An 18,284-nucleotide genomic window follows, 5' to 3' on the forward strand; every position below is an offset into this window, starting at 1 on the left:
TTTGCTCAGGCGAGTGGCACCGCGACGAATTTCGTCGCCTCCGCGCTCTTCACCTGCAACAGCACGCTGCGCTTGCCAGCGGATTTCGCCTGCTTCAGCTCAGCGCGGACGTCGTCGATGCTGGCGACAGCCTTGCCGCCGACATTGAGGATGACGTCGCCGGTTTGGATGCCGCGGCTCGCCGCTGGGCCTTCCGGATCAACCGAGGTGACGACGACACCCTTTTGGCCCGCGCCCTGTACGTCCCCGGCCGGAGCGAGGCTGAGGCCGAGACGCGGCGTGCCTGCGGTCGGCTGACCTTCGTCCGCCTTGCTATTCGCCTTGGCCTGACGCTCGTTCGGAAGCTCGCCGAGGTTCACGCTCACGGTCTTGCTCTCACCCTTGTGCCAGACGTCGAGCTTTACCGAGCTGCCCGGCGCCATCGTGCCGATGGTACGGGCAAGATCGCGGGAGTCCTTGATCGCCGTGCCGTTGACGGCAACGATGACGTCACCGGCCTCGATGCCGGCTTTGGACGCCGGGCTGTTGTCCTGCGGGGTATCGACGATCGCGCCGCGGGCTTCCTTCAGCCCGAGGCTGTCGGCAATATCAGCCGTCACCGGCTGCACCTGGACGCCGAGCCAGCCGCGCGTGACCGAGCCGTTGTCCTTGAGCTGGGCGACGACGAGCTTCGCGGTATTGGCCGGAATGTCGAAGCCGATGCCGACCGAGCCGCCAGACGGCGAGAAGATCGCAGTGTTCACGCCGATCACGTTGCCGTTCATGTCGAAGGCCGGACCGCCGGAATTGCCCTTGTTGATGGGCGCGTCGATCTGGATGTAATCGTCATAGGGACCCGCGCCGATGTCGCGGCCATTGGCCGAGACGATGCCCGCCGTCACCGTGCCGCCGAGGCCGAACGGGTTCCCGACGGCAACCACCCAGTCGCCGATCCGCGGGCGCTGCTCGGAGAATTTCACGAACGGAAAGTCCTTCTTGCCGTCGACCTTGATCAGCGCGAGGTCGGTCTTCGGATCGGTGCCGACAACCTTCGCCGTGTAGATCGTACCGTCGTCCGCCGTCACCTGCACGGACTGGGCGTGGTCGACGACGTGATTGTTGGTCACCGCGTAGCCGTCGGCCGAGATGAAGAAGCCCGAGCCCTCGCCGGTGATCACGCGGTGGCGCTGCGGCATGCCATTGGGCATCTGCTGCATGCCCTTCGGCAGGCGGAAGCCGAACTCCTTCGGGAACTGATCGAACGGTGAATCCTCATCCGAATCCATCCGGTTCTGCTGCAGCATCGCATTCTTGTCGTCGGTCTGGTCGATCTTGACGCGCACCGAAATGACGGCGGGCTTCACCTTGGCTACCAGATCGGCAAAGCTGGGTGGAGTCTGCGCCGACTCGGCAGCCAGCGCCGGCGAGGTGAAGGACGCGCCGTTGAACGGCGAGTTCGAAGCACCGGCAAGCACGGCAACGCCGAGCGCGGCCACGGTGCCGAGCAGCGCGAGGCGCCGGGGTTTCAGGATCGCACGCGGCTTGGCGGAATCGGAATTGATGTGATCGTTCATGTCGAAATGTCCATGTTGTATGAGCAGTCGCCTTGCTCCCAACATTGACGACGCAACATTACGACGTCCCGTCCACGCGATTAATTCTTGGCAAAGAAGCTGCGACGCGCCGCCGCGGCTGGCCGGCTTGATGCAGGTCAACGCGCATCGAAGGATCGGTGAAAAATTACGGCGTGGAAATGATCTCCGCCGGAGGCGTCGCCATGATCAAAGACATTCTCGTCCACATTCCGACCGAACGACCAATGCGCCCGGTCATCGACGGCGCGGTGTCGCTCGCAGCCGGCTTCAACGCCCACCTCGATGCGGTGTCGGTCGGCTATGTCGCAACCAGCACGGCCTATGTGATGGAAGGCGGAGCGGCGGTGGCCGCCGTGTTCGAGATGGAGCGCGAACGAGCGATGGAGCGCGCTGAAACGGCGCTCACGGTGTTCGAGACGGAAGCCGAGCGTGCCGGCATTTCCCATCACTGCCACCCAATCGGAGCGATCCCGGCGGATGCGATCGACATGGTGGGCGCGATGGCGCGTCTCCATGACCTCAGCGTCGTGCTGCAGCCCGATGCAGATTATGGATCCTTCGACAGCGACCTGCCGCAGGAAATCCTGTTCCAGGCGGGTGGGCCGGTGCTGTTCCTGCCGCATATCTTCCGCGCCCCCTTCAAGACACGGCGTATCGGCATCGCCTGGGATGGCAGCCGCGTCGCGGCGCGCGCCCTGCGCGACGCGATGCCGTTCCTGTCGCGGGCCGGGGAGATCGTCATCATGACGGTGAACGAATCGACGTCAGGGCCCGGCGCGGCTCCGGCCGATCAGCTCGCAAGGCATCTGGCACGGCTCGGGCTGGAAGCACGGATCGTCGGCCTGTCGGCGACCCGCGCCGACATTCAGCCGACCATCCTGTCACTCGCGGCCGACGAGAGCCTCGATCTCCTCGTGATGGGCGGCTATGGCCATTCGCGCTTGCAGGAGCGCGTGCTGGGCGGCGTCACGCGCGCGATGCTGCAAACCATGACGGTCCCGACGCTGATGTCGCATTAGCGCCAGCTTTGCGCCTCACGCGGCGGCGGTATGCTGCCAATCTGCCGGGGCTGCTGCGTCGTCAGAGCCCTTTGTATTGCACGCATCGAAGTGAGCCTTCAGCTCGGCTTCGGCGAGATGTTCGAAATGCTCGGCTTGACCGAGAAGATCCCAGCTCTGCAGGGGTCGATATGCCGCCTGCTGACGGCACAAGGACGCCAGAGCACGGTACCGACGCACGTTCTCCATGAGAATCTCCCACCTTGGCTACGCCCGGCTTATTTCGCCGGTTTGCGTCACACCCATTGCACTCGTGCGAAACATTTGTTGCGTGGACCACTCTTTACTCTGAAAGAGTTAACGCGAACGTCGACCCGCTGGCATTGCCCTGGGTCAAACTTTGGGAAAGTTTCGCCGAGCCCTCAATTCTGTTGGTGCCACAAAGTTGCGGCATCTGTGGGGCAAGTCACAACCAAATGCAGCAATTTTCGGTACAAATTTTCTCGTATGGCCGCAAACAAGGTAACGGCGGTACACAGGGGCTTGCGACAGATCAGCATGCAGCTCGCGACTTCCCGAGCCGCGCGGAACTGGAACCGGCGGCTCTCTTATTTGGTGCAGCGGAGATTGAGCCGATCGGATCGGAATACCGTTCGACCAAGTGGATGCCCGACTTCGTACCCTACATCGCCCCGAAGGCGTCGCTTGCCCCGCGATTATCGAATCAGCTCGCTCTTGCCCTTTCGCGCCAGCGAAGACGAACCATATTGCAGCTTCGGAACCCGGCCGGCCTCCGCAGCCAGTCGGATCGCGGCGATGTTGTCCGCGTAGTTGGTACTGCCGTCGCCGCGGAACACCGCCGATCCCGCCACCAGCGCATCCGCGCCGGCAGCCGCAACGACGGCCGCGTTGTCGCGCGTGACGCCGCCATCGACCTGAAGCCGGATCGGCCGATCGCCGATCATCGCGCGGATACGCTGGATCTTCTCGATCTGAGATCCCAGGAACGATTGCCCGCCGAAGCCCGGATTGACCGTCATCACAAGAATGAGGTCGACGCGATCGAGTATGTATTCGATCGCGGCTTCCGGCGTTGCCGGGCACAGGCTCACGCCGGCCTTCTTGCCAAGCGCGCGGATCGCCTGCAAGGAGCGATCGAGATGCGGACCGGCTTCGGCATGGACCGTGATGATGTCGGCACCTGCCCTGGCAAAGGCTTCGAGATAGGGATCGGCCGGCGCGATCATGAGATGAACGTCGAACGTCTTGGTCGTGAACGGCCTGATCGCCTTGATCACGTCGACACCAAAGCTGATGTTGGGCACGAAATGCCCATCCATCACGTCGCAATGAATCCAGTCGGCTCCGGCCGCATCGATCGCGGCGATCTCTTCACCGAGACTCGCAAAGTTCGCGGCAAGGATCGAGGGGGCGATGACAATCTCGGGTATCATGGCTTTGCGCTCCGCTCACCGGCCCCGCCGCCGCTGAATACGCGGCTCGCCAGCACGTCCGAGGAATCGATGGTCTCGAGATCCGCGATCCCAAGCATGCGATCGAGATCGGTAACCAACCGATCGGCCTGCCGCAGGCGGATGCGATCGACCGCGTTGCGGATCGAACGCGCATTCGAGAAGAACGGCTGCGTACGGCGCAGCGCGATGTACCTTTCGAAAGCCTCGCGCGCGGCAGTAGAGAAGCGATATCCCCGCTCCTGTAACATCAAGTCCGCAATAAAGAGCAATTCCGGCTCCGAATAGTCGGGAAATTCGATGTGGTGGGCGATGCGCGAGCGGAAGCCGGGATTGGAGGCAAAGAAATTCGTCATCCGCTCGCCATAGCCGGCGAGAATGACCACGAGGTCCTCGCGCTGGTTCTCCATCACCTGGAGCAGGATCTCGATCGCCTCCTGGCCGTAGTCTCGCTCGTTGTCGGGACGATGCAGGTAGTAGGCTTCGTCGATAAACCTGTCTCTTATACACATCTTGCCATGCGCAGCGCGACGGTGGTCTTGCCGGTGCCCGGATTGCCCGTGAAGGACATGTGCAGCGTCGGTGGCGCCGCGACGAGGCCGGCGCGTTGGCGTATCCGCTCGATGAGGAGGAGCGAAGCGATCTGGCGCACCCGGCTTTTCACCGGCTTTAGTCCGATCAGCTCCTGATCGAGCTCGCGCAGCGTCTCGGTGATTCCTGCCGCTTCGGCCTCCTTGCGGAGATCGAAAATGCCCTCGCTCGTCTCGGTGGCTTTCACATCGGGCAGATCAAGCATGGGCATCTCGAAAAAAAGGGCTTCGCCGCGAACGAACGGCGAAGCAGTTGTCCGCCAAGGAAGCGGAGCAGGGAGAGCTCCGCGCGGAAATGAATGCTCTCTAAGTCGAAGCGTGCTCAACCGGCTTGCGAACGGTGGTGTAGCGGATCGCGCGTCCAGCAACCTCCTGCCGCACCAGCTCGAATTCGGCTTCCTTTGCAGGCCGGTTGACGAGGAAGGAGATCCGCACCGACTCCCAGCCATGGCTGGAATCGAAGCCGCTGATGCGGATATAGCGGTCGCCATAAACTCTGCGGCATTCGGCGAGCTCCATCATCACGCCGGCGGCGTCCGCGAGATCGAACATCGGCAGACCCCACATCTCCCAATAGGTGTTGCGGGGATGCGGATCATCGGTGAACTCGATGTTCACGGCCCAGCCGTTGGCGAGGCAGTACTGCACCTGCTTGTAGATCTGATCATCGGTGAGATCAGGCAGGAAGGAAAAACACCCTTGCGTCAACTTCATCGCATGTCTCCTCAAACGGATTCCAGCGCCGTGGGCACGAAGTCCGGCGTGTCGGTGGATTGGTAGTTGAAGGTCACGTCCTTCCAGACCTCGAGCGCAGCCTTTAGCGGCGTGCAGGTCTGCGCTGCCTTAGCCAGGATCTCCGGCCCCTCGTGGACGTAGTCGCGGCCCTCGTTGCGGGCGAATATCATCGCTTCCAGCGCCACGCGGTTGGCTGTCGCGCCTGCAGCAATCCCCATGGGATGACCAATCGTGCCGCCGCCGAATTGCAGCACGACGTCCTCGCCCAAAAGGTCCAGCAACTGGTGCATCTGGCCGGCATGGATGCCGCCGGAGGCAACCGGCATCATCTTGTTGAGGCTCGCCCAGGACTGGTCGAAGAACAGGCCATGCTCGAGCTTCAATGGGTTGAAGTCCTCGCGGCAGACGTCGTAATAGCCGCGCGTGGTGTTCGGGTCACCTTCGAGCTTGCCGACCACGGTGCCGGCATGGATGTGGTCGACGCCGGCAAGCCGCATCCATTTGGCGATGACGCGGAACGACACACCGTGGCTCTTCTGCCGCGTATAGGTCGAGTGACCCGCACGATGCAGATGCAGGATCATGTCGTTGCGGCGCGCCCATTTCGCCATGGACTGGATCGCGGTGTAGCCGATGACGAGGTCGATCATGACAATGACCGAGCCGAGCTCCTTGGCGAACTCGGCGCGCTCATACATATCCTCCATCGTCGCAGCGGTGACGTTGAGATACGTGCCCTTCACCTCGCCCGAGGCGGCCTGTGCGCGGTTGACGGCCTCCATGCAATAGAGGAAGCGGTCGCGCCAATGCATGAAAGGCTGCGAGTTGATGTTCTCGTCGTCCTTGGTGAAGTCGAGCCCACCTTTAAGTGCTTCGTAGACGACACGGCCGTAGTTGCGCCCGGAGAGGCCCAGCTTCGGCTTCACCGTTGCCCCTAGCAGCGGCCGGCCGAACTTGTCGAGCCGCTCACGTTCGACCACGATACCGGTGGCTGGCCCCTGGAACGTCTTCACATAGGCGACCGGGAAGCGCATGTCCTCGAGTCGCAACGCCTTCAGTGGCTTGAAGCCGAAAACGTTGCCGATGATCGAAGCCGAGAGGTTCGCGATCGAGCCCGGTTCAAACAGGTCGAGGTCGTAGGCTATATAGGCAAAATACGAGCCCGGCGTGCCCGGCACCGGATCGACGCGGTAGCACTTGGCGCGATATTTCTCCGCCGCGGTCAGACGATCAGTCCACACCACCGTCCAGGTCGCGGTCGAGGATTCACCGGCGACCGCCGCCGAGGCCTCGATTGGATCGACACCCTCCTGCGGCGTCACGCGGAATAGCGCGATGACGTCGGTATCCTTCGGCGTGTAGTCGGGCTCCCAATAACCCATGCGCTTGTATTCCATGACGCCGGAGCGATAGCGCTCTTTGCCGCGGACCGTGCCTGCATGTGCGTTCATGTCTCTCTCCTGCTCTTCTCTGCTCTTTCTGATTGATTAGGCCGCGACGGGTTCGCGGGCGTCGATGCGCGGGTCCAATTCGCCGGCGCGGTATCGCCGCGCCATCTCGCTCATGGAAATGACCTTGATCTTGCTGGCGTGGCCCGCGGTGCCGAACTGCTCGAAGCGTTCACGGCAGAGATCGCGCATCGCGTCCATCGCAGGCTTGAGGAATTTGCGCGGATCGAACTCCGAGCGCGCCTGCGATGCAACCTTGCGGAACACGGCTGTCATCGCCAGACGGCAGTCGGTGTCAATGTTGACCTTGCGCACGCCGCTCTTGATGCCGCGGACGATCTCCTCCACCGGCACGCCCCAGGTCTGGGGCATCTCGCCGCCGAACGCGTTGAACATGTCCTGGAGTGGTTGCGGCACCGATGAAGACCCATGCATGACGAGATGCGTGTTCGGCAGCCGACGATTGATATCCTCGACCACCCGCATCGCCAGAATGTCGCCATCCGGCTTGCGGCTGAACTTGTAGGCGCCGTGCGAGGTGCCCATCGCGATCGCCAGCGCATCGACCCCGGTGGCACGGACGAAATCGACGGCCTGATCGGGATCGGTCAGCAACTGATCGTGGCTAACCTTGCCCTCGACACCGTGGCCATCCTCTTGCTCGCCTGCACCATGTTCGAGTGAGCCGAGCACACCGAGTTCGCCTTCGACGGAGGCGCCGACCCAGTGCGCGAGGTCGGCGACGCGGCGGGTGATTGCAACGTTGTAGTCGTAGTCAGCCGCCGTCTTGGCGTCGGCCTTCAGCGATCCGTCCATCATGACGGAGGTGAAGCCATGGGCGATTGCACTGGCGCAGGTCGCCTCGTCATTGCCGTGGTCCTGATGCAGGCAGAGTGGGATGTCCGGATAGGTCCGCTCCAGCGCATCGATCATGTGCGAGAGCATGAGATCGCCGGCATAGCTGCGCGCGCCGCGCGAGGCCTGCATGATCACGGGCGCATCGACCTCGGCCGCCGCCTGCATGATCGCGATGCCCTGCTCCATGTTGTTGATGTTGAACGCCGGAACGGCATAGCCGTGGTGAGCTGCGTCATCCAGCAGTTGCCGAAGGGTAATGCGAGCCAAGGGACGTCTCCGTTCGTTTCTCGTCTTTCGGTTCAGATCAGCCGGCCCATCGCTACCGCGGTGTCGGCCATGCGATTGGAAAAACCCCATTCGTTGTCGTACCAGCTCATCACCCGCACCAGATTGCCGTCCATGACCTTGGTCTGGTCGAGATGGACGATGCTGGAGCGCGGGTCGTGGTTGAAATCGGTCGAGACGTTGGGCGCGCCGGTAAAGCCCAGAACGCCCTTGAGCCGGCCATTCGCGGCGGCCTGCACGGCGTCATTGATCTCCTTCGCGCTCGTTGCGCGCCTGGCCACGAACTTGAAATCCACCGCCGAGACGTTTGGTGTCGGCACGCGGATCGCCACGCCGTCGAGCTTGCCCTTGAGCTCCGGCAGGACCAGCCCGACCGCCTTGGCCGCGCCAGTCGATGTCGGGATCATCGACAGCGCCGCGGCGCGGGCGCGGTAAGGGTCCGTGTGAAGAGTATCGAGGGTCGGCTGATCTCCGGTGTAGGAGTGGATCGTGGTCATGAAACCCTTCTCGATGCCGACGGTCTCATTCAACACCTGGGCAAGCGGCGCGAGGCAGTTGGTCGAGCACGAGGCGTTGGAGACTACGACGTGATCGCCCGTCAACTTAAGATGGTTGACGCCGAACACGACGGTGAGATCGACCTCGCTCGCGGGCGCCGAGACCAGCGCGCGCTTTGCACCGGCCTGAAGATGCGCAGCCGCCTTGTCGCGGGAGGTGAAGAGGCCCGTGCATTCGAGCGCAATATCGATGCCGAGCGCGCGATGCGGAAGCTGCGAAGGGTCCTTGATCGCGGTCACCTTGATTGGACCTCGACCTATGTCGATGGTGTCGCCGTCGACCCTGACTTCGCCCGGGAAGCGGCCGTGGACAGAGTCATATCGGAGCAAATGTGCATTGGTTTCGACCGGTCCGAGATCGTTGATCGACACCACCTCGATATCGTTGCGGCGGGACTCTGCGATCGCGCGCAGCACGTTGCGGCCGATCCGTCCAAATCCGTTGATGCCGACACGCAAGCTCATGCTGCTTTTCCTTCCCTCGCGCGGGCGACCGAGCGCCTGGCCGCTTCCGCAACGCTCGGTGGTGTGATGTTGAATTCGCGGTAGAGAACAGGCGCCGGCGCAGAAGCGCCGAAGCCGCGCATGCCGACGAACTCGCCGTCCGCGCCGATCCAGCGCGGCCAATCGCCGAGGACCGCGGCTTCGATGCCGACGCGCGGCGCAGTGCCCAGCACGGCAGCGCGGTACTCCTCTCGCTGCTCCCAAAACAGCGCGAAGCAGGGCGCGGAGACAACAGCCGCGCGGATGTGCTCGGTCGCGAGCAGGCGCGCGGCCTCGATCGCAATCGAAACCTCCGAGCCGGTTGCAATCAGCGTCACATCGCGGCCGCCGTCAGGCGTGACGACGAGATAGGCGCCGCGTGCAACGCGATTTGTGCCGCGCGCATCGCTGCGGAAGGTCGGCAAAGCCTGACGCGACAGACACAGCACGGAGGGACGCGTCGTCGCTTCCAGCGCGCAGTCCCAGGCTTCCAGCGTCTCAACGGCATCAGCGGGACGGAACACCAGGAGATTCGGGATCACGCGCAGCGCCGCGAGATGCTCGACCGGCTGGTGCGTGGGCCCGTCCTCACCAAGTCCGATGGAGTCGTGGGTCATCACGTGGATGACACGCAGCTGCATCAGGGCTGCAAGCCGGATCGCCGGCCGGCTGTAGTCGGAGAATGCGAGGAACGTCCCGCCATAGGGGATGAAGCCGCCATGCAGCGCAATGCCGTTCATCGCGGCCGCCATGCCGTGTTCGCGAATGCCGTAGTGGATATAGTCGCCCGCGAACCTGCCGCGCGTGACGGGAGCCTGCGTCTTCGCATGCGTCAGGTTCGAATGGGTCAGATCGGCCGAGCCGCCGACGAGGCCCGGGATCGACGAGGCGATGCCGTCGAGCACCTGTTGCGAAGCCTGCCGCGTCGCAAGCTTCGGACGCTCGGTGGCAAAGCGCTCGCGCAATTTCGCCGACGCCTGGGCATAGGCATTCGGCAGGGCCAGAACCTTGCCCTCGATGAACAGCTCGCGCTGCGCAGGGCTCGCGCACTCATAGCGATCGAGCCAAGCGAGACGGTCGACCTGCCCGCGCTGCCCGATCATGCGCCACGCCTTGAGGATCGGGATCGGTACCACGAAGGGCTGATAGTCCCAGCCGAGAGTCCTTCGCGCTGCCGCCGTCTGCTCGGTGCCGAGCGGCGCGCCATGCGCTTTCTCGGTTCCCTGACGATCCGGCGCGCCGTAGCCGATGATGGTCCGGCAGGCGATCAGTGACGGCCCTGCGGTTTGGCGCTCTTCCGCGATCGCCTGCGCGACCGCCTCCGGATCGTGCCCGTCGACGCGGCGCACCGACCAGCCGGACGCAGCGAAGCGTGCTAGCTGGTCGTCCGAGGTCGCAAGCGAGGTCGGCCCGTCGATGGAGATGCCGTTGTCGTCGAACAGGACGATCAGGCGGCCGAGCTGGAGATGGCCGGCGAGCGAGATCGCCTCCTGGCTGATGCCTTCCATCAGGCAACCGTCGCCGGCGATCACGTAGGTGAAGTGATCGACGAGGCCATCGCCATGCTGCGCGTTGGCCATGCGCTCGGCGAGCGCCATGCCGACCGCGGTAGCGATCCCCTGCCCGAGCGGACCCGTTGTGGTCTCGACGCCTGGCGTGTGGCCATATTCCGGATGACCCGGCGTCTTCGAGCCCCATTGCCGGAAAGCCTTGATGTCGTCGAGGCTGACGGCGCCGCCGGTAAGATACAGCAGCGCGTAGAGCAGCATCGAGCCATGGCCCGCGGAGAGCACGAAGCGGTCGCGATCCGGCCAGTTGGGATGCGCCGCGTCGAACTTGAGGAAGCGCGAGAACAGCACGGTCGCGACGTCGGCCATGCCCATGGGCAGGCCGGGATGGCCGGACTGCGATTGCTCGATGGCATCGACCGCGACGAAGCGGACGGCGTTGGCGAGGTCAGCATGGCTGACCGCGCTGAGGTCGGCTTCGGCATGAACCGAGATGTTCATCGGACCCTCCCGTTGTTGTCGTTGCTGTGCATCACTTCATGCTTCGCTTGCGCTCGATCAGCTGCATGATCAAAGGTGTCAGGATGAGCTGCATCGCGAGATCGAGCTTGGCGCCCGGACAGACGATCGAATTTGCACGCGACATGAAGCTGTGCGGCAGCATCGAGAGCAGATAGGGAAAGTCGATGCCGCGCGGGTTCTTGAAGCGGATCACGACCATCGATTCATCCGGCGTCGGGATCCAGCGCGCGATGAATGGATTGGACGTGTCGACCGTCGGCACCCGCTGGAAATTGATGTCGGTCTCGGTGAATTGCGGGCAGATGTAGTGGATGTAGTCTGGCATCCGCCGCAGAATGGTATCGGTGACGGCCTCGGTCGAATAGCCCCGCGCGCTGCGGTCGCGGTGCAGCTTCTGGATCCATTCGAGATTGATGACGGGCACGACACCGATCTTCAGATCGGCATAGCGCGCGACGTTCACCTTGTCGGTGACCACGGCGCCATGCAGGCCTTCGTAGAACAAGAGGTCGGAATTCTCCGGCAGCTGCTCCCATTCGGTGAAGGTGCCGGGAGGCGCGCCATACAGTGCAGACTCTTCGGTGTCGTGGATGTAGTGGCGCGTCACCGCGGTGCCGGTCTCGCCATAGTCGCGGAACGCCCGCTCAAGCTCCTCGAACAGGTTGGTCTCGGGACTGAAATGGCTGAAATGCTTGTTGCCGCGCTCGGCCTCCTTCGCCATCTGCGTGCGCATCTCCGCGCGGTCGTAGCGGTGAAACGCATCACCCTCGATGTAGACAGCATTGACGCGCTCGCGAAAGAAGATCTGCTCAAAGGTCTTCTTGACCGAGGTCGTGCCGGCGCCGGACGAGCCGGTGATCGAGATGATCGGATGCTTCCTGGACATACGCTATCCTCCTCACAGCCGGAAGAAGCCGCGCCGCGCGAACAGCGGCGCGGAGACGCTCGCGACCAGCAGCGGATCGCAATGCAGCTCCTCGACCCGCCGCACCTCGTGGTGCGAGCCCATGATCAGCGGCGCGCGCTGGTGCAGATTGTGCGCAGCGAGATCGAGGATGCGCTCGCGCCCGGTCGAAGCCGCACCACCCGCCTGCTCCATGATGAAGGCCATCGGATGCGCCTCGTAGGTCAGGCGCAGGCGGCCGTCGCCGTAACCGGGGCGCGCGTCGGAGGGATAGAGGAACACACCGCCGCGAGTCAGGATGCGATAGGCTTCCGCGACGAGCGAGGCGACCCAGCGCATGTTGAAATTGCGGTTTGCCGGACCGTCGACGCCGGCAAGGCATTCGTCGACGAAGGAGCGCACCGGCGCATCCCAGTGCCGGCGGTTCGAGGCGTTGATCGCGAACTCGTCGGCCGTCTCGGGGATCTGCACGCCGCGCCGCGCCAGGCGGAAACAGCGCGCGCGATCCAGCGTGAAGACGTCAACGCCATCGCCAAGCGTCAGGACCAGCGAGGTCTGCGGACCGTAGGTGACGAAGCCCGCCGCAAGCTGCGCCGAGCCGCGCTGGTGGAAGGCGAGGCCAAGATCATCAGGGGCCGGCAGGATCGAGAAGATCGTGCCGACCGTCATGTTGATGTCGATATTGGAGGAGCCGTCGAGCGGATCGATCGCTACGCAGATTTTTGCCGCGCGGTCGACGATCTGAGGCTCGCGCATCTCCTCCGAGGCAAGCGCCGCGATCTGCGCTTGGCCGAGGCAGCGGCGCAGGACAGCATCCGCCCGCAGATCGAGGTCGCGCTGCAGATCGCCATCGCTGTTGCAGCCGGTGGTCAGACCCGAGGCATCTGACAGCTGTCCGGTGCCGGTGAGGTCGGCGATATCGATCGCAGCGGCGGCGATGGCATCCACCGCACCTGCCACGGCCAGCGCCTCAGGGGCGGTTTCAGAATACCGTTGAAGATAGTCGTCCAGCCTGAGTTGCCCGGTCATGTTGCGTCCATCCCCTCGCGGCCGCCGCTATCCTTGTTCCCGGATCGGGAGTGGAGCGGCTGGTCCCAGCACGAAGAAATTGACAGAGCTGACGCAATAAGGAAAATTTCTATTCATAATGACCATCAAAGAATTTTCTTATAATGGCCATCCAGCGACCCAGCTCCGGCATCTGACGATCCGGCAGCTTCGGTCACTCGCCGCGCTGTCGGCAAAGGGCAGCGTGACGGCGGCCTCGACGCACCTCGGGCTGACGCAGCCGGCAGTCACCCAGCAACTTCGGCAATTGCAGGATCTGGCGGGGCTGCCGCTGGTGCAGCGAACCGGCGACGGCATGTTGTTGACGGAAGCGGGCAAGGAGGTGCTTGCGCTCGCCGATCGCGTCGAAGCTGCGATCGCGGATTGTCAGGGCGCGCTCGATCTTCTGGCCGGGCGAACCGGCGGCACGGTTCATCTCGGCGCGGTCTCGACCGCAAAATACTTCGTGCCGCACGCGATTGCGGCGTTCTCGCAGCGCTATCCGAAGATCGAGATCAAGCTCACTATTGGCAATCGCGAGGACATCCGCGAGGCCATGCACGGCTACGATCTCGATTTCGCGGTGATGGGCCGGCCACCGGCCGATGTCACGGTCGACGTGCGTCAGCTCGGGCGCAACCCGCACATCATCGTCGCGCGCAAGGGACATTGGCTGGAGAAGGATTCCGGCCTCAACCTGACCGACCTCGTGCACGAGACTTTCCTCACCCGCGAGCCCGGATCCGGCACGCGGACGCTGATGGAAGGCATGTTTCAGAAGTCCGATCTCGAGCCGATCATCGGCATGGAGATGAGCAGTAACGAGACCATCAAGCAGGCGGTGATCGCAGGCCTCGGCATCGCGTTCATCTCCGCGCACACGGTCGCGCACGAACTCGCCGAGGGCCGTCTCATCATCCTCGACGTCGCGGGCCTGCCAATCGTCCGGCAATGGTACGTGATCCGCCGCAGCGACAAGGTGCTGCTGCCACCGGCGCAGGCGATGTTCGATTTTCTGGGCTCGGAGGGTTCGAACTACCTGCCGGACGTGCCGGAATTGCGCGGACGCTGACTGAGGCCGCGTTTATTCCGCGGGAAGCAAGCTCTCCGGCCGGCCGGTACCCTCGCTGGCCCCCGCAGTAGCCGCATCGATGCCCCGGTCGAACGTCAGCTTATCAGCTTCATGATCAGCGCCGCTGCCAGGACGCAGATGATCTGGAGCAAGCGCTCGGTGGTGAATATCCTATTGAAGGTCGTCATTACAGTCCCAGCCCGCGATTCGTTCAGCAGAGTGCTAGCACGCCTTCACCGAAGCAATGAAACATCGCGATGATTGGAACCGCATGGCGTGAGATGGTACCGGAACTTTCGCCGGCCTCACTGCGAATTACGGGCGACAGTCTTCTCCGTGCCCTTCAGGCCGCCGCCATTGATGATCGTCATGGTCTGACGACAGAGATCGGCAAAGCCGATCAACAGCACGCTGAACAGGAAGAACAGATTGATGTCATGCGCGTCGGCGCGGGTCAGCGTGCTGAACTCGAAGAAGGGCGGCATGAACGCCCACCAGACCAGCGGAACGGCGAGCAGGATGGCGAATACCGCCGCAGGCGCTCCTGCAACGATCCCCACGATGAACACGGCCGGCAGGAACGCGGCGAAGTAGAGCTGGGCTCCAAGGAGAACGCAGACGCCCTGGAGACTAGCCGAGGCCGCCAGCACGATGAAGGCAAACGCAAAGGCCTGCCAGGACCACGGCCGTATTTTCGGTCCAGAGAACGCTCCCGGGCGGCTCATTGGAAATCCCCTTTTGCGCCGCGAACACGGCTGAGGTTCCAACCAAACTAGCACACCCGTTCAGGGCCGCGATAGATGTGCACTGCGGAAACAGACCATGTGAGTCCCGGTAAATAGCCACCGCGCAGCCACGGTTGACGCCGTAACTCGTCTCGGCCGTTTGCGGATTGGCGCCTATGCCGCCATCAGTTCCCGACCGGCTTGAGCGGGCCCGGACCAGCGACGATCGCCGCAGGCGAAGTACGCCTCGAGCTCCGCCAGCGCGCGGGATTCCCATTCGCCCGCCTGCTCCAGCAGAGACCAGCTCTGGTGCGGCCGGAACGCGGCGGTCTGGCGGTGCAGTGACGCGATCGCCCGATAGCGTCGTACGTTCTCAAGGATGGCTTTCCCGTCCATTTCGAAAACTCCCCAATTCCCATTCGCTGGAGCCAAAGTTGCGTCAGAACCTTTTTCGATTCGTTAGCGGCGGACGGAGAGACGCCAGATAGTTTCCGAATCCTTGCCCGTGCCGCCAGGTGCCTCACTCGAAGGCAGCGTAGATCAACGCCGCGGCCGGCAGCGCAAAGCCGATCCAGGAGGCAAGGATCCAGCCGCCATGCGCAAAGGCAAAGCCGCCGAGCGCGGAGCCCGCGGCACCAGCCGTGAAGAACGTCGCCATATAGAGACCGTTGAGACGGCTGCGGTGTTCCGGGCCGAGCGCGAAGATCGCGCGAAAGCCAAGGACGACGTTGCCCTGCACGCCGAAATCGATCGCGATCGCCGCGATGACGAGGCAGGCGAGATTCAGCGTGGAGCCGGCGACGCCGACATGCGTGATCAGAAAGGCGGCGGCGACCAGCAGCATGGCGGCGAGCGTCGCGCCGCGGCTATGTCCGCGATCGGCGATCCGTCCGGCGATCGGCGCGGCCACGGCGCCGGCGACGCCAGCGAGCGCGAACAGCGCGATGCCGCGCTGCGACAGGCCGAACGCAGGGCTCGACAGCAGAAGCGGCGTCACCGTCCAGAACAGGCTGAACGCTGCGAACAGAAAGGCCTGATAGAGCGCGCGGCGCTTCAGGACCGGCGTGCTCCGCGCCAGCTGCGGCATCGATCGCAGCAAGTCGAGATAATGCAACCGCTCAACCGGCATGCGCCGCGGCAGCGCCCACCAGAGCACGAAAGCAAGCGCGATCATGAGCACAGTCGAGCCAAAGAAGACGGCATGCCACGAGGCGATCGACGTCAGGAAGCTCGAAACCGGCCGCGCCAGCATGATGCCGAGCATCAGGCCGGTCGAGACATTCCCGACAACGCGTCCGCGCGTTGCTGCCGGCGCAAGGTGCGCGGCATAGGGAATGATGATCTGGACCGCGACCGAGCCAAGCCCGATGAAGAGGGCAGCGAGAAGAAATGGCAGGGCCTCCGTCGCGCAGGCGGCGGCCAGCAATGCAGCGGCGCCAAGACCGATCACGGAGCAGATCAACGTGCGGTTTTCGACGAGATCCCCGAGCGGGACGATCAGGAGGAGCCCGACGCCATAGCCGATCTGCGTCATGGTAACGATCAGGCCCGCAGCGTCGTGTGAGAGGCGCAGCGCCGTGCTGATCGGCCCGATCAGCGGTTGCGCATAATAGATGTTCGCCGCGACCATGCCGCAGGCGGCGGCAAGCAGAAGGGTCAAGCGTCGCGAAACCGCGCCCTCGTCGGACACGGCTTCGATCGTGGCATTCATCGTCATCACACACTCCGTGCATAGGAAACGATCGTTTCCTAATTAGTCAAAAATTCAGGCGAGCAGCTTCATCGCGACCTCGACCAGACGCTCGCCGTCGAGCGGCAGTCGCGCCTTGCCGACGACGCGCAGTCCCTGCGTCATGCAGATCATCAGGCGCGCGGTATCGTCGGGATCGACATGGCGAGGGACCGAGCCGTCTGCCTGCCCTTCGCGAATGAGGCCGGCGAGAAAAGCTTCATTGGTTTTGAGCCGGGCCGCAACCCACGCCGCGATCTCCGGATCGACGGCGGCCAGTTCGACGGCACTGCCGACCACGAGACAGCCGCGACGTCCTTCGCTGCCCTGGGACGCCTCAACGTAGGAAAGCAGCACGTTGCGCAGGCGGTCGCGTCCGCTTGTGCCCTGCGCGGCAGCGCGCCGAACTTCGTCCTGGCGCCGCGCCGTGTAGCGCTCGAGCGCGGCGAGGAACACGGCATGCTTGTCTCGAAACGCCTTGTATATGCTGCCTGTCGCAAGCTCCATTGCCGCGGTCAGATCCCCGATCGACGTGGCATGGTAACCGCGTTCGCAAAACACTCGCACCGCCTTGTCGAGCGCCACGTCCAGGTCAAACTCGCGCGGCCGGCCGGGCGGACGGGAGATGGGCTGCAATTCTCGTGCGCTCCTTCGCATTCGCACAATTTAGAGAACAATCGTTTCCAAATCAAGCAGCTCTTGATCGATGATACCTTGACCGCCATTCGCGGCTCTCGGACCAAACTGTCGCAGAGTCTTGTTCAACATCCGTAAGGAACCAACCGGCCTCGCCACGATTTCTCTCGAAAAGAAGAGGAGAGGAACATGGCAAGGCACCTGACACGCGCCCGCCTCGCGCGCTGCGTCGCCGGCGCGGTTTCGACGCTGGTTCTCTGCGCGACCGCTGTCTTCACGATCGCCCGTCACTTCGCTGCGTGAGGGAGAAGTCGCATGACATCCGACCCGGAGGAGTCAGTTCGCTTGCAAGGCTACGGCGAGATGACGCTGCGCACCGCGCTCGCCACGCTGATGGCGCTGCCGGCGCGCGATCGCGCGGAGGCTGCGATCTTCCGCATCCGCGACGCCTCAAGACTTACATCGCGCGAAATCGGCATGCTTGCATCGGAATGGGGTATCTGGCCGACAGGCGAGACCGGCACCGACCAACATTGGCCAGACATCGTCCGCGGCATGGTTCGCGAGGCGCCGCTGCCATCGTTGCTGGTGGCCTTTCTGCTTGGCGTACTGGTGGCGCGCAGATGATGGCGCGCGCTCGCTAAATCGGACTCATGTAAACGAGATCACGGTGTTCCGCGAAACCCGGTGAAACCCGATGGCTCGCGAAATCGCGACCGTTCGTTGAGGAACGGCTGCTAGCGGCAGGGATTGGTCCCCTGTCAAACCGGGACATGGAGACAACCATGACACGTATGAAACTTGTGAGCGCGGCCGCACTGATGGCCACGATTTTGCCGCTCGCGACTGCAAGCCCCAGCCTCGCCGCGGGACGCGGTCCGGGCTGGTGTACCCCGTCGAGTGAAAACGCCGTAGGCGCGTCCGGCCCCGCGATGAGCGGCGGCCAGTTGATGGCCGGGGTCGGCCAGTGCCGACGCCTCGGCGGCTGGCACCACACCAACACGTATGGCTACTGGGGCCCGGGTTATGGATACGCCGAGCCCGGCTGGGGCGCGCCGGCCTACGCTCCGGATGAGTACTGACGCTTCAGCTCTGTAGTGCAAGGCACAGCGGCGCGGTCGATCTCGGCCGCGCCGCATGT

18 protein-coding genes and 1 pseudogene are annotated in these 18,284 nt (G+C 63.7%); 4 read left to right on the plus strand and 15 right to left on the minus strand.

Features of this window, described 5'->3' with window-relative positions; genetic code table 11:
* Window positions 1–5: 5 nt before the first annotated feature.
* On the minus strand, window positions 6–1,553 hold the full coding sequence (locus SO140_RS31135; protein WP_449378710.1) for a Do family serine endopeptidase: 1,548 nt from the start codon (window positions 1,551–1,553) through the stop codon (window positions 6–8).
* A 203-nt stretch (window positions 1,554–1,756) separates the two neighbouring features.
* Here SO140_RS31135 and SO140_RS31140 point away from each other — a divergent pair, with 203 nt between their 5' ends.
* The gene (locus SO140_RS31140) at window positions 1,757–2,593 is read left to right on the plus strand and encodes a universal stress protein (RefSeq protein ID WP_449378711.1); all 837 of its coding nucleotides are present in this window, start codon (window positions 1,757–1,759) and stop codon (window positions 2,591–2,593) included.
* Between the two features lie 15 nt (window positions 2,594–2,608).
* Here the strand turns inward: SO140_RS31140 and SO140_RS31145 are convergent, their stop codons facing one another.
* The 10 genes and pseudogenes from SO140_RS31145 to SO140_RS31190 form a co-directional block, all read right to left on the minus strand.
* A complete protein-coding gene (locus tag SO140_RS31145; RefSeq protein ID WP_449378712.1) occupies window positions 2,609–2,821 on the minus strand; it encodes a hypothetical protein in 213 nt (70 codons plus the stop codon).
* Between the two features lie 467 nt (window positions 2,822–3,288).
* Window positions 3,289–4,026: a ribulose-phosphate 3-epimerase gene (rpe, locus tag SO140_RS31150; RefSeq protein WP_449378713.1), complete on the minus strand. Its 738-nt coding sequence runs from the start codon at window positions 4,024–4,026 to the stop codon at window positions 3,289–3,291.
* Window positions 4,023–4,840: pseudogene (locus tag SO140_RS31155) on the minus strand (CbbX protein). Before SO140_RS31155 ends, rpe begins: the two are co-directional and overlap by 4 nt.
* A gap of 100 nt (window positions 4,841–4,940) precedes the next feature.
* The gene (locus SO140_RS31160) at window positions 4,941–5,348 is read right to left on the minus strand and encodes a ribulose bisphosphate carboxylase small subunit (RefSeq protein ID WP_449378715.1); all 408 of its coding nucleotides are present in this window, start codon (window positions 5,346–5,348) and stop codon (window positions 4,941–4,943) included.
* Between the two features lie 11 nt (window positions 5,349–5,359).
* Window positions 5,360–6,820 carry a form I ribulose bisphosphate carboxylase large subunit gene (locus SO140_RS31165; RefSeq protein ID WP_449378716.1) on the minus strand — a complete coding sequence of 487 codons (1,461 nt, stop codon included), beginning with the start codon at window positions 6,818–6,820 and terminating at the stop codon, window positions 5,360–5,362.
* A 36-nt stretch (window positions 6,821–6,856) separates the two neighbouring features.
* On the minus strand, window positions 6,857–7,942 hold the full coding sequence (gene fba / locus SO140_RS31170; protein ID WP_449378717.1) for a class II fructose-bisphosphate aldolase: 1,086 nt from the start codon (window positions 7,940–7,942) through the stop codon (window positions 6,857–6,859).
* A 32-nt stretch (window positions 7,943–7,974) separates the two neighbouring features.
* Window positions 7,975–8,982 (minus strand): type I glyceraldehyde-3-phosphate dehydrogenase, encoded by a 1,008-nt coding sequence (gene gap, locus SO140_RS31175; RefSeq protein WP_449378718.1) that lies wholly within the window; start codon window positions 8,980–8,982, stop codon window positions 7,975–7,977.
* Window positions 8,979–11,009 (minus strand): transketolase, encoded by a 2,031-nt coding sequence (gene tkt, locus SO140_RS31180; RefSeq protein ID WP_449378719.1) that lies wholly within the window; start codon window positions 11,007–11,009, stop codon window positions 8,979–8,981. Before tkt ends, gap begins: the two co-directional genes overlap by 4 nt.
* Before the next feature lie 31 nt (window positions 11,010–11,040).
* Window positions 11,041–11,916 (minus strand): phosphoribulokinase, encoded by an 876-nt coding sequence (locus SO140_RS31185; RefSeq protein WP_449378720.1) that lies wholly within the window; start codon window positions 11,914–11,916, stop codon window positions 11,041–11,043.
* Window positions 11,917–11,928: 12 nt separating this feature from the next.
* A complete protein-coding gene (locus SO140_RS31190) occupies window positions 11,929–12,963 on the minus strand; it encodes a class 1 fructose-bisphosphatase (protein WP_449378721.1) in 1,035 nt (344 codons plus the stop codon).
* Window positions 12,964–13,081: 118 nt separating this feature from the next.
* Between SO140_RS31190 and SO140_RS31195 the strand changes: the two genes are divergently transcribed.
* Window positions 13,082–14,053 carry a LysR family transcriptional regulator gene (locus SO140_RS31195; protein WP_449378722.1) on the plus strand — a complete coding sequence of 324 codons (972 nt, stop codon included), beginning with the start codon at window positions 13,082–13,084 and terminating at the stop codon, window positions 14,051–14,053.
* A gap of 305 nt (window positions 14,054–14,358) precedes the next feature.
* Here SO140_RS31195 and SO140_RS31200 read toward each other — a convergent pair whose 3' ends face one another.
* The 4 genes from SO140_RS31200 to SO140_RS31215 form a co-directional block, all read right to left on the minus strand.
* Window positions 14,359–14,778 (minus strand): DUF4118 domain-containing protein, encoded by a 420-nt coding sequence (locus tag SO140_RS31200; protein ID WP_449378723.1) that lies wholly within the window; start codon window positions 14,776–14,778, stop codon window positions 14,359–14,361.
* Window positions 14,779–14,952: 174 nt separating this feature from the next.
* Window positions 14,953–15,174 (minus strand): hypothetical protein, encoded by a 222-nt coding sequence (locus SO140_RS31205; RefSeq protein ID WP_449378724.1) that lies wholly within the window; start codon window positions 15,172–15,174, stop codon window positions 14,953–14,955.
* Between the two features lie 124 nt (window positions 15,175–15,298).
* Window positions 15,299–16,495, minus strand: coding sequence for an MFS transporter (locus SO140_RS31210; RefSeq protein WP_449378725.1), 1,197 nt, complete (start codon window positions 16,493–16,495; stop codon window positions 15,299–15,301).
* Window positions 16,496–16,543: 48 nt separating this feature from the next.
* Window positions 16,544–17,164 carry a TetR/AcrR family transcriptional regulator gene (locus SO140_RS31215; RefSeq protein WP_449378726.1) on the minus strand — a complete coding sequence of 207 codons (621 nt, stop codon included), beginning with the start codon at window positions 17,162–17,164 and terminating at the stop codon, window positions 16,544–16,546.
* A gap of 294 nt (window positions 17,165–17,458) precedes the next feature.
* Between SO140_RS31215 and SO140_RS31220 the strand changes: the two genes are divergently transcribed.
* On the plus strand, window positions 17,459–17,770 hold the full coding sequence (locus tag SO140_RS31220) for a hypothetical protein (protein WP_449378727.1): 312 nt from the start codon (window positions 17,459–17,461) through the stop codon (window positions 17,768–17,770).
* Between the two features lie 158 nt (window positions 17,771–17,928).
* Window positions 17,929–18,225 (plus strand): hypothetical protein, encoded by a 297-nt coding sequence (locus SO140_RS31225; RefSeq protein ID WP_449378728.1) that lies wholly within the window; start codon window positions 17,929–17,931, stop codon window positions 18,223–18,225.
* The last annotated feature ends 59 nt before the right edge of the window (window positions 18,226–18,284 follow it).

It is taken from the genome of Bradyrhizobium sp. UFLA05-108 (assembly GCF_059803455.1).

Coding starts and splice junctions, on each gene's coding strand:
- SO140_RS31140 (WP_449378711.1), top strand. CDS start 1,757: ATGATCAAAGACATTCTCGTCCACATTCCGACCGAACGACCAATGCGC.
- SO140_RS31185 (WP_449378720.1), bottom strand. CDS start 11,916: ATGTCCAGGAAGCATCCGATCATCTCGATCACCGGCTCGTCCGGCGCC.
- SO140_RS31215 (WP_449378726.1), bottom strand. CDS start 17,164: ATGCGAAGGAGCGCACGAGAATTGCAGCCCATCTCCCGTCCGCCCGGC.
- SO140_RS31145 (WP_449378712.1), bottom strand. CDS start 2,821: ATGGAGAACGTGCGTCGGTACCGTGCTCTGGCGTCCTTGTGCCGTCAG.
- rpe (WP_449378713.1), bottom strand. CDS start 4,026: ATGATACCCGAGATTGTCATCGCCCCCTCGATCCTTGCCGCGAACTTT.
- SO140_RS31225 (WP_449378728.1), top strand. CDS start 17,929: ATGACACGTATGAAACTTGTGAGCGCGGCCGCACTGATGGCCACGATT.
- SO140_RS31190 (WP_449378721.1), bottom strand. CDS start 12,963: ATGACCGGGCAACTCAGGCTGGACGACTATCTTCAACGGTATTCTGAA.
- gap (WP_449378718.1), bottom strand. CDS start 8,982: ATGAGCTTGCGTGTCGGCATCAACGGATTTGGACGGATCGGCCGCAAC.
- SO140_RS31195 (WP_449378722.1), top strand. CDS start 13,082: ATGACCATCAAAGAATTTTCTTATAATGGCCATCCAGCGACCCAGCTC.
- SO140_RS31165 (WP_449378716.1), bottom strand. CDS start 6,820: ATGAACGCACATGCAGGCACGGTCCGCGGCAAAGAGCGCTATCGCTCC.
- SO140_RS31160 (WP_449378715.1), bottom strand. CDS start 5,348: ATGAAGTTGACGCAAGGGTGTTTTTCCTTCCTGCCTGATCTCACCGAT.
- SO140_RS31200 (WP_449378723.1), bottom strand. CDS start 14,778: ATGAGCCGCCCGGGAGCGTTCTCTGGACCGAAAATACGGCCGTGGTCC.
- SO140_RS31220 (WP_449378727.1), top strand. CDS start 17,459: ATGACATCCGACCCGGAGGAGTCAGTTCGCTTGCAAGGCTACGGCGAG.
- SO140_RS31135 (WP_449378710.1), bottom strand. CDS start 1,553: ATGAACGATCACATCAATTCCGATTCCGCCAAGCCGCGTGCGATCCTG.
- tkt (WP_449378719.1), bottom strand. CDS start 11,009: ATGAACATCTCGGTTCATGCCGAAGCCGACCTCAGCGCGGTCAGCCAT.
- SO140_RS31205 (WP_449378724.1), bottom strand. CDS start 15,174: ATGGACGGGAAAGCCATCCTTGAGAACGTACGACGCTATCGGGCGATC.
- SO140_RS31210 (WP_449378725.1), bottom strand. CDS start 16,495: ATGACGATGAATGCCACGATCGAAGCCGTGTCCGACGAGGGCGCGGTT.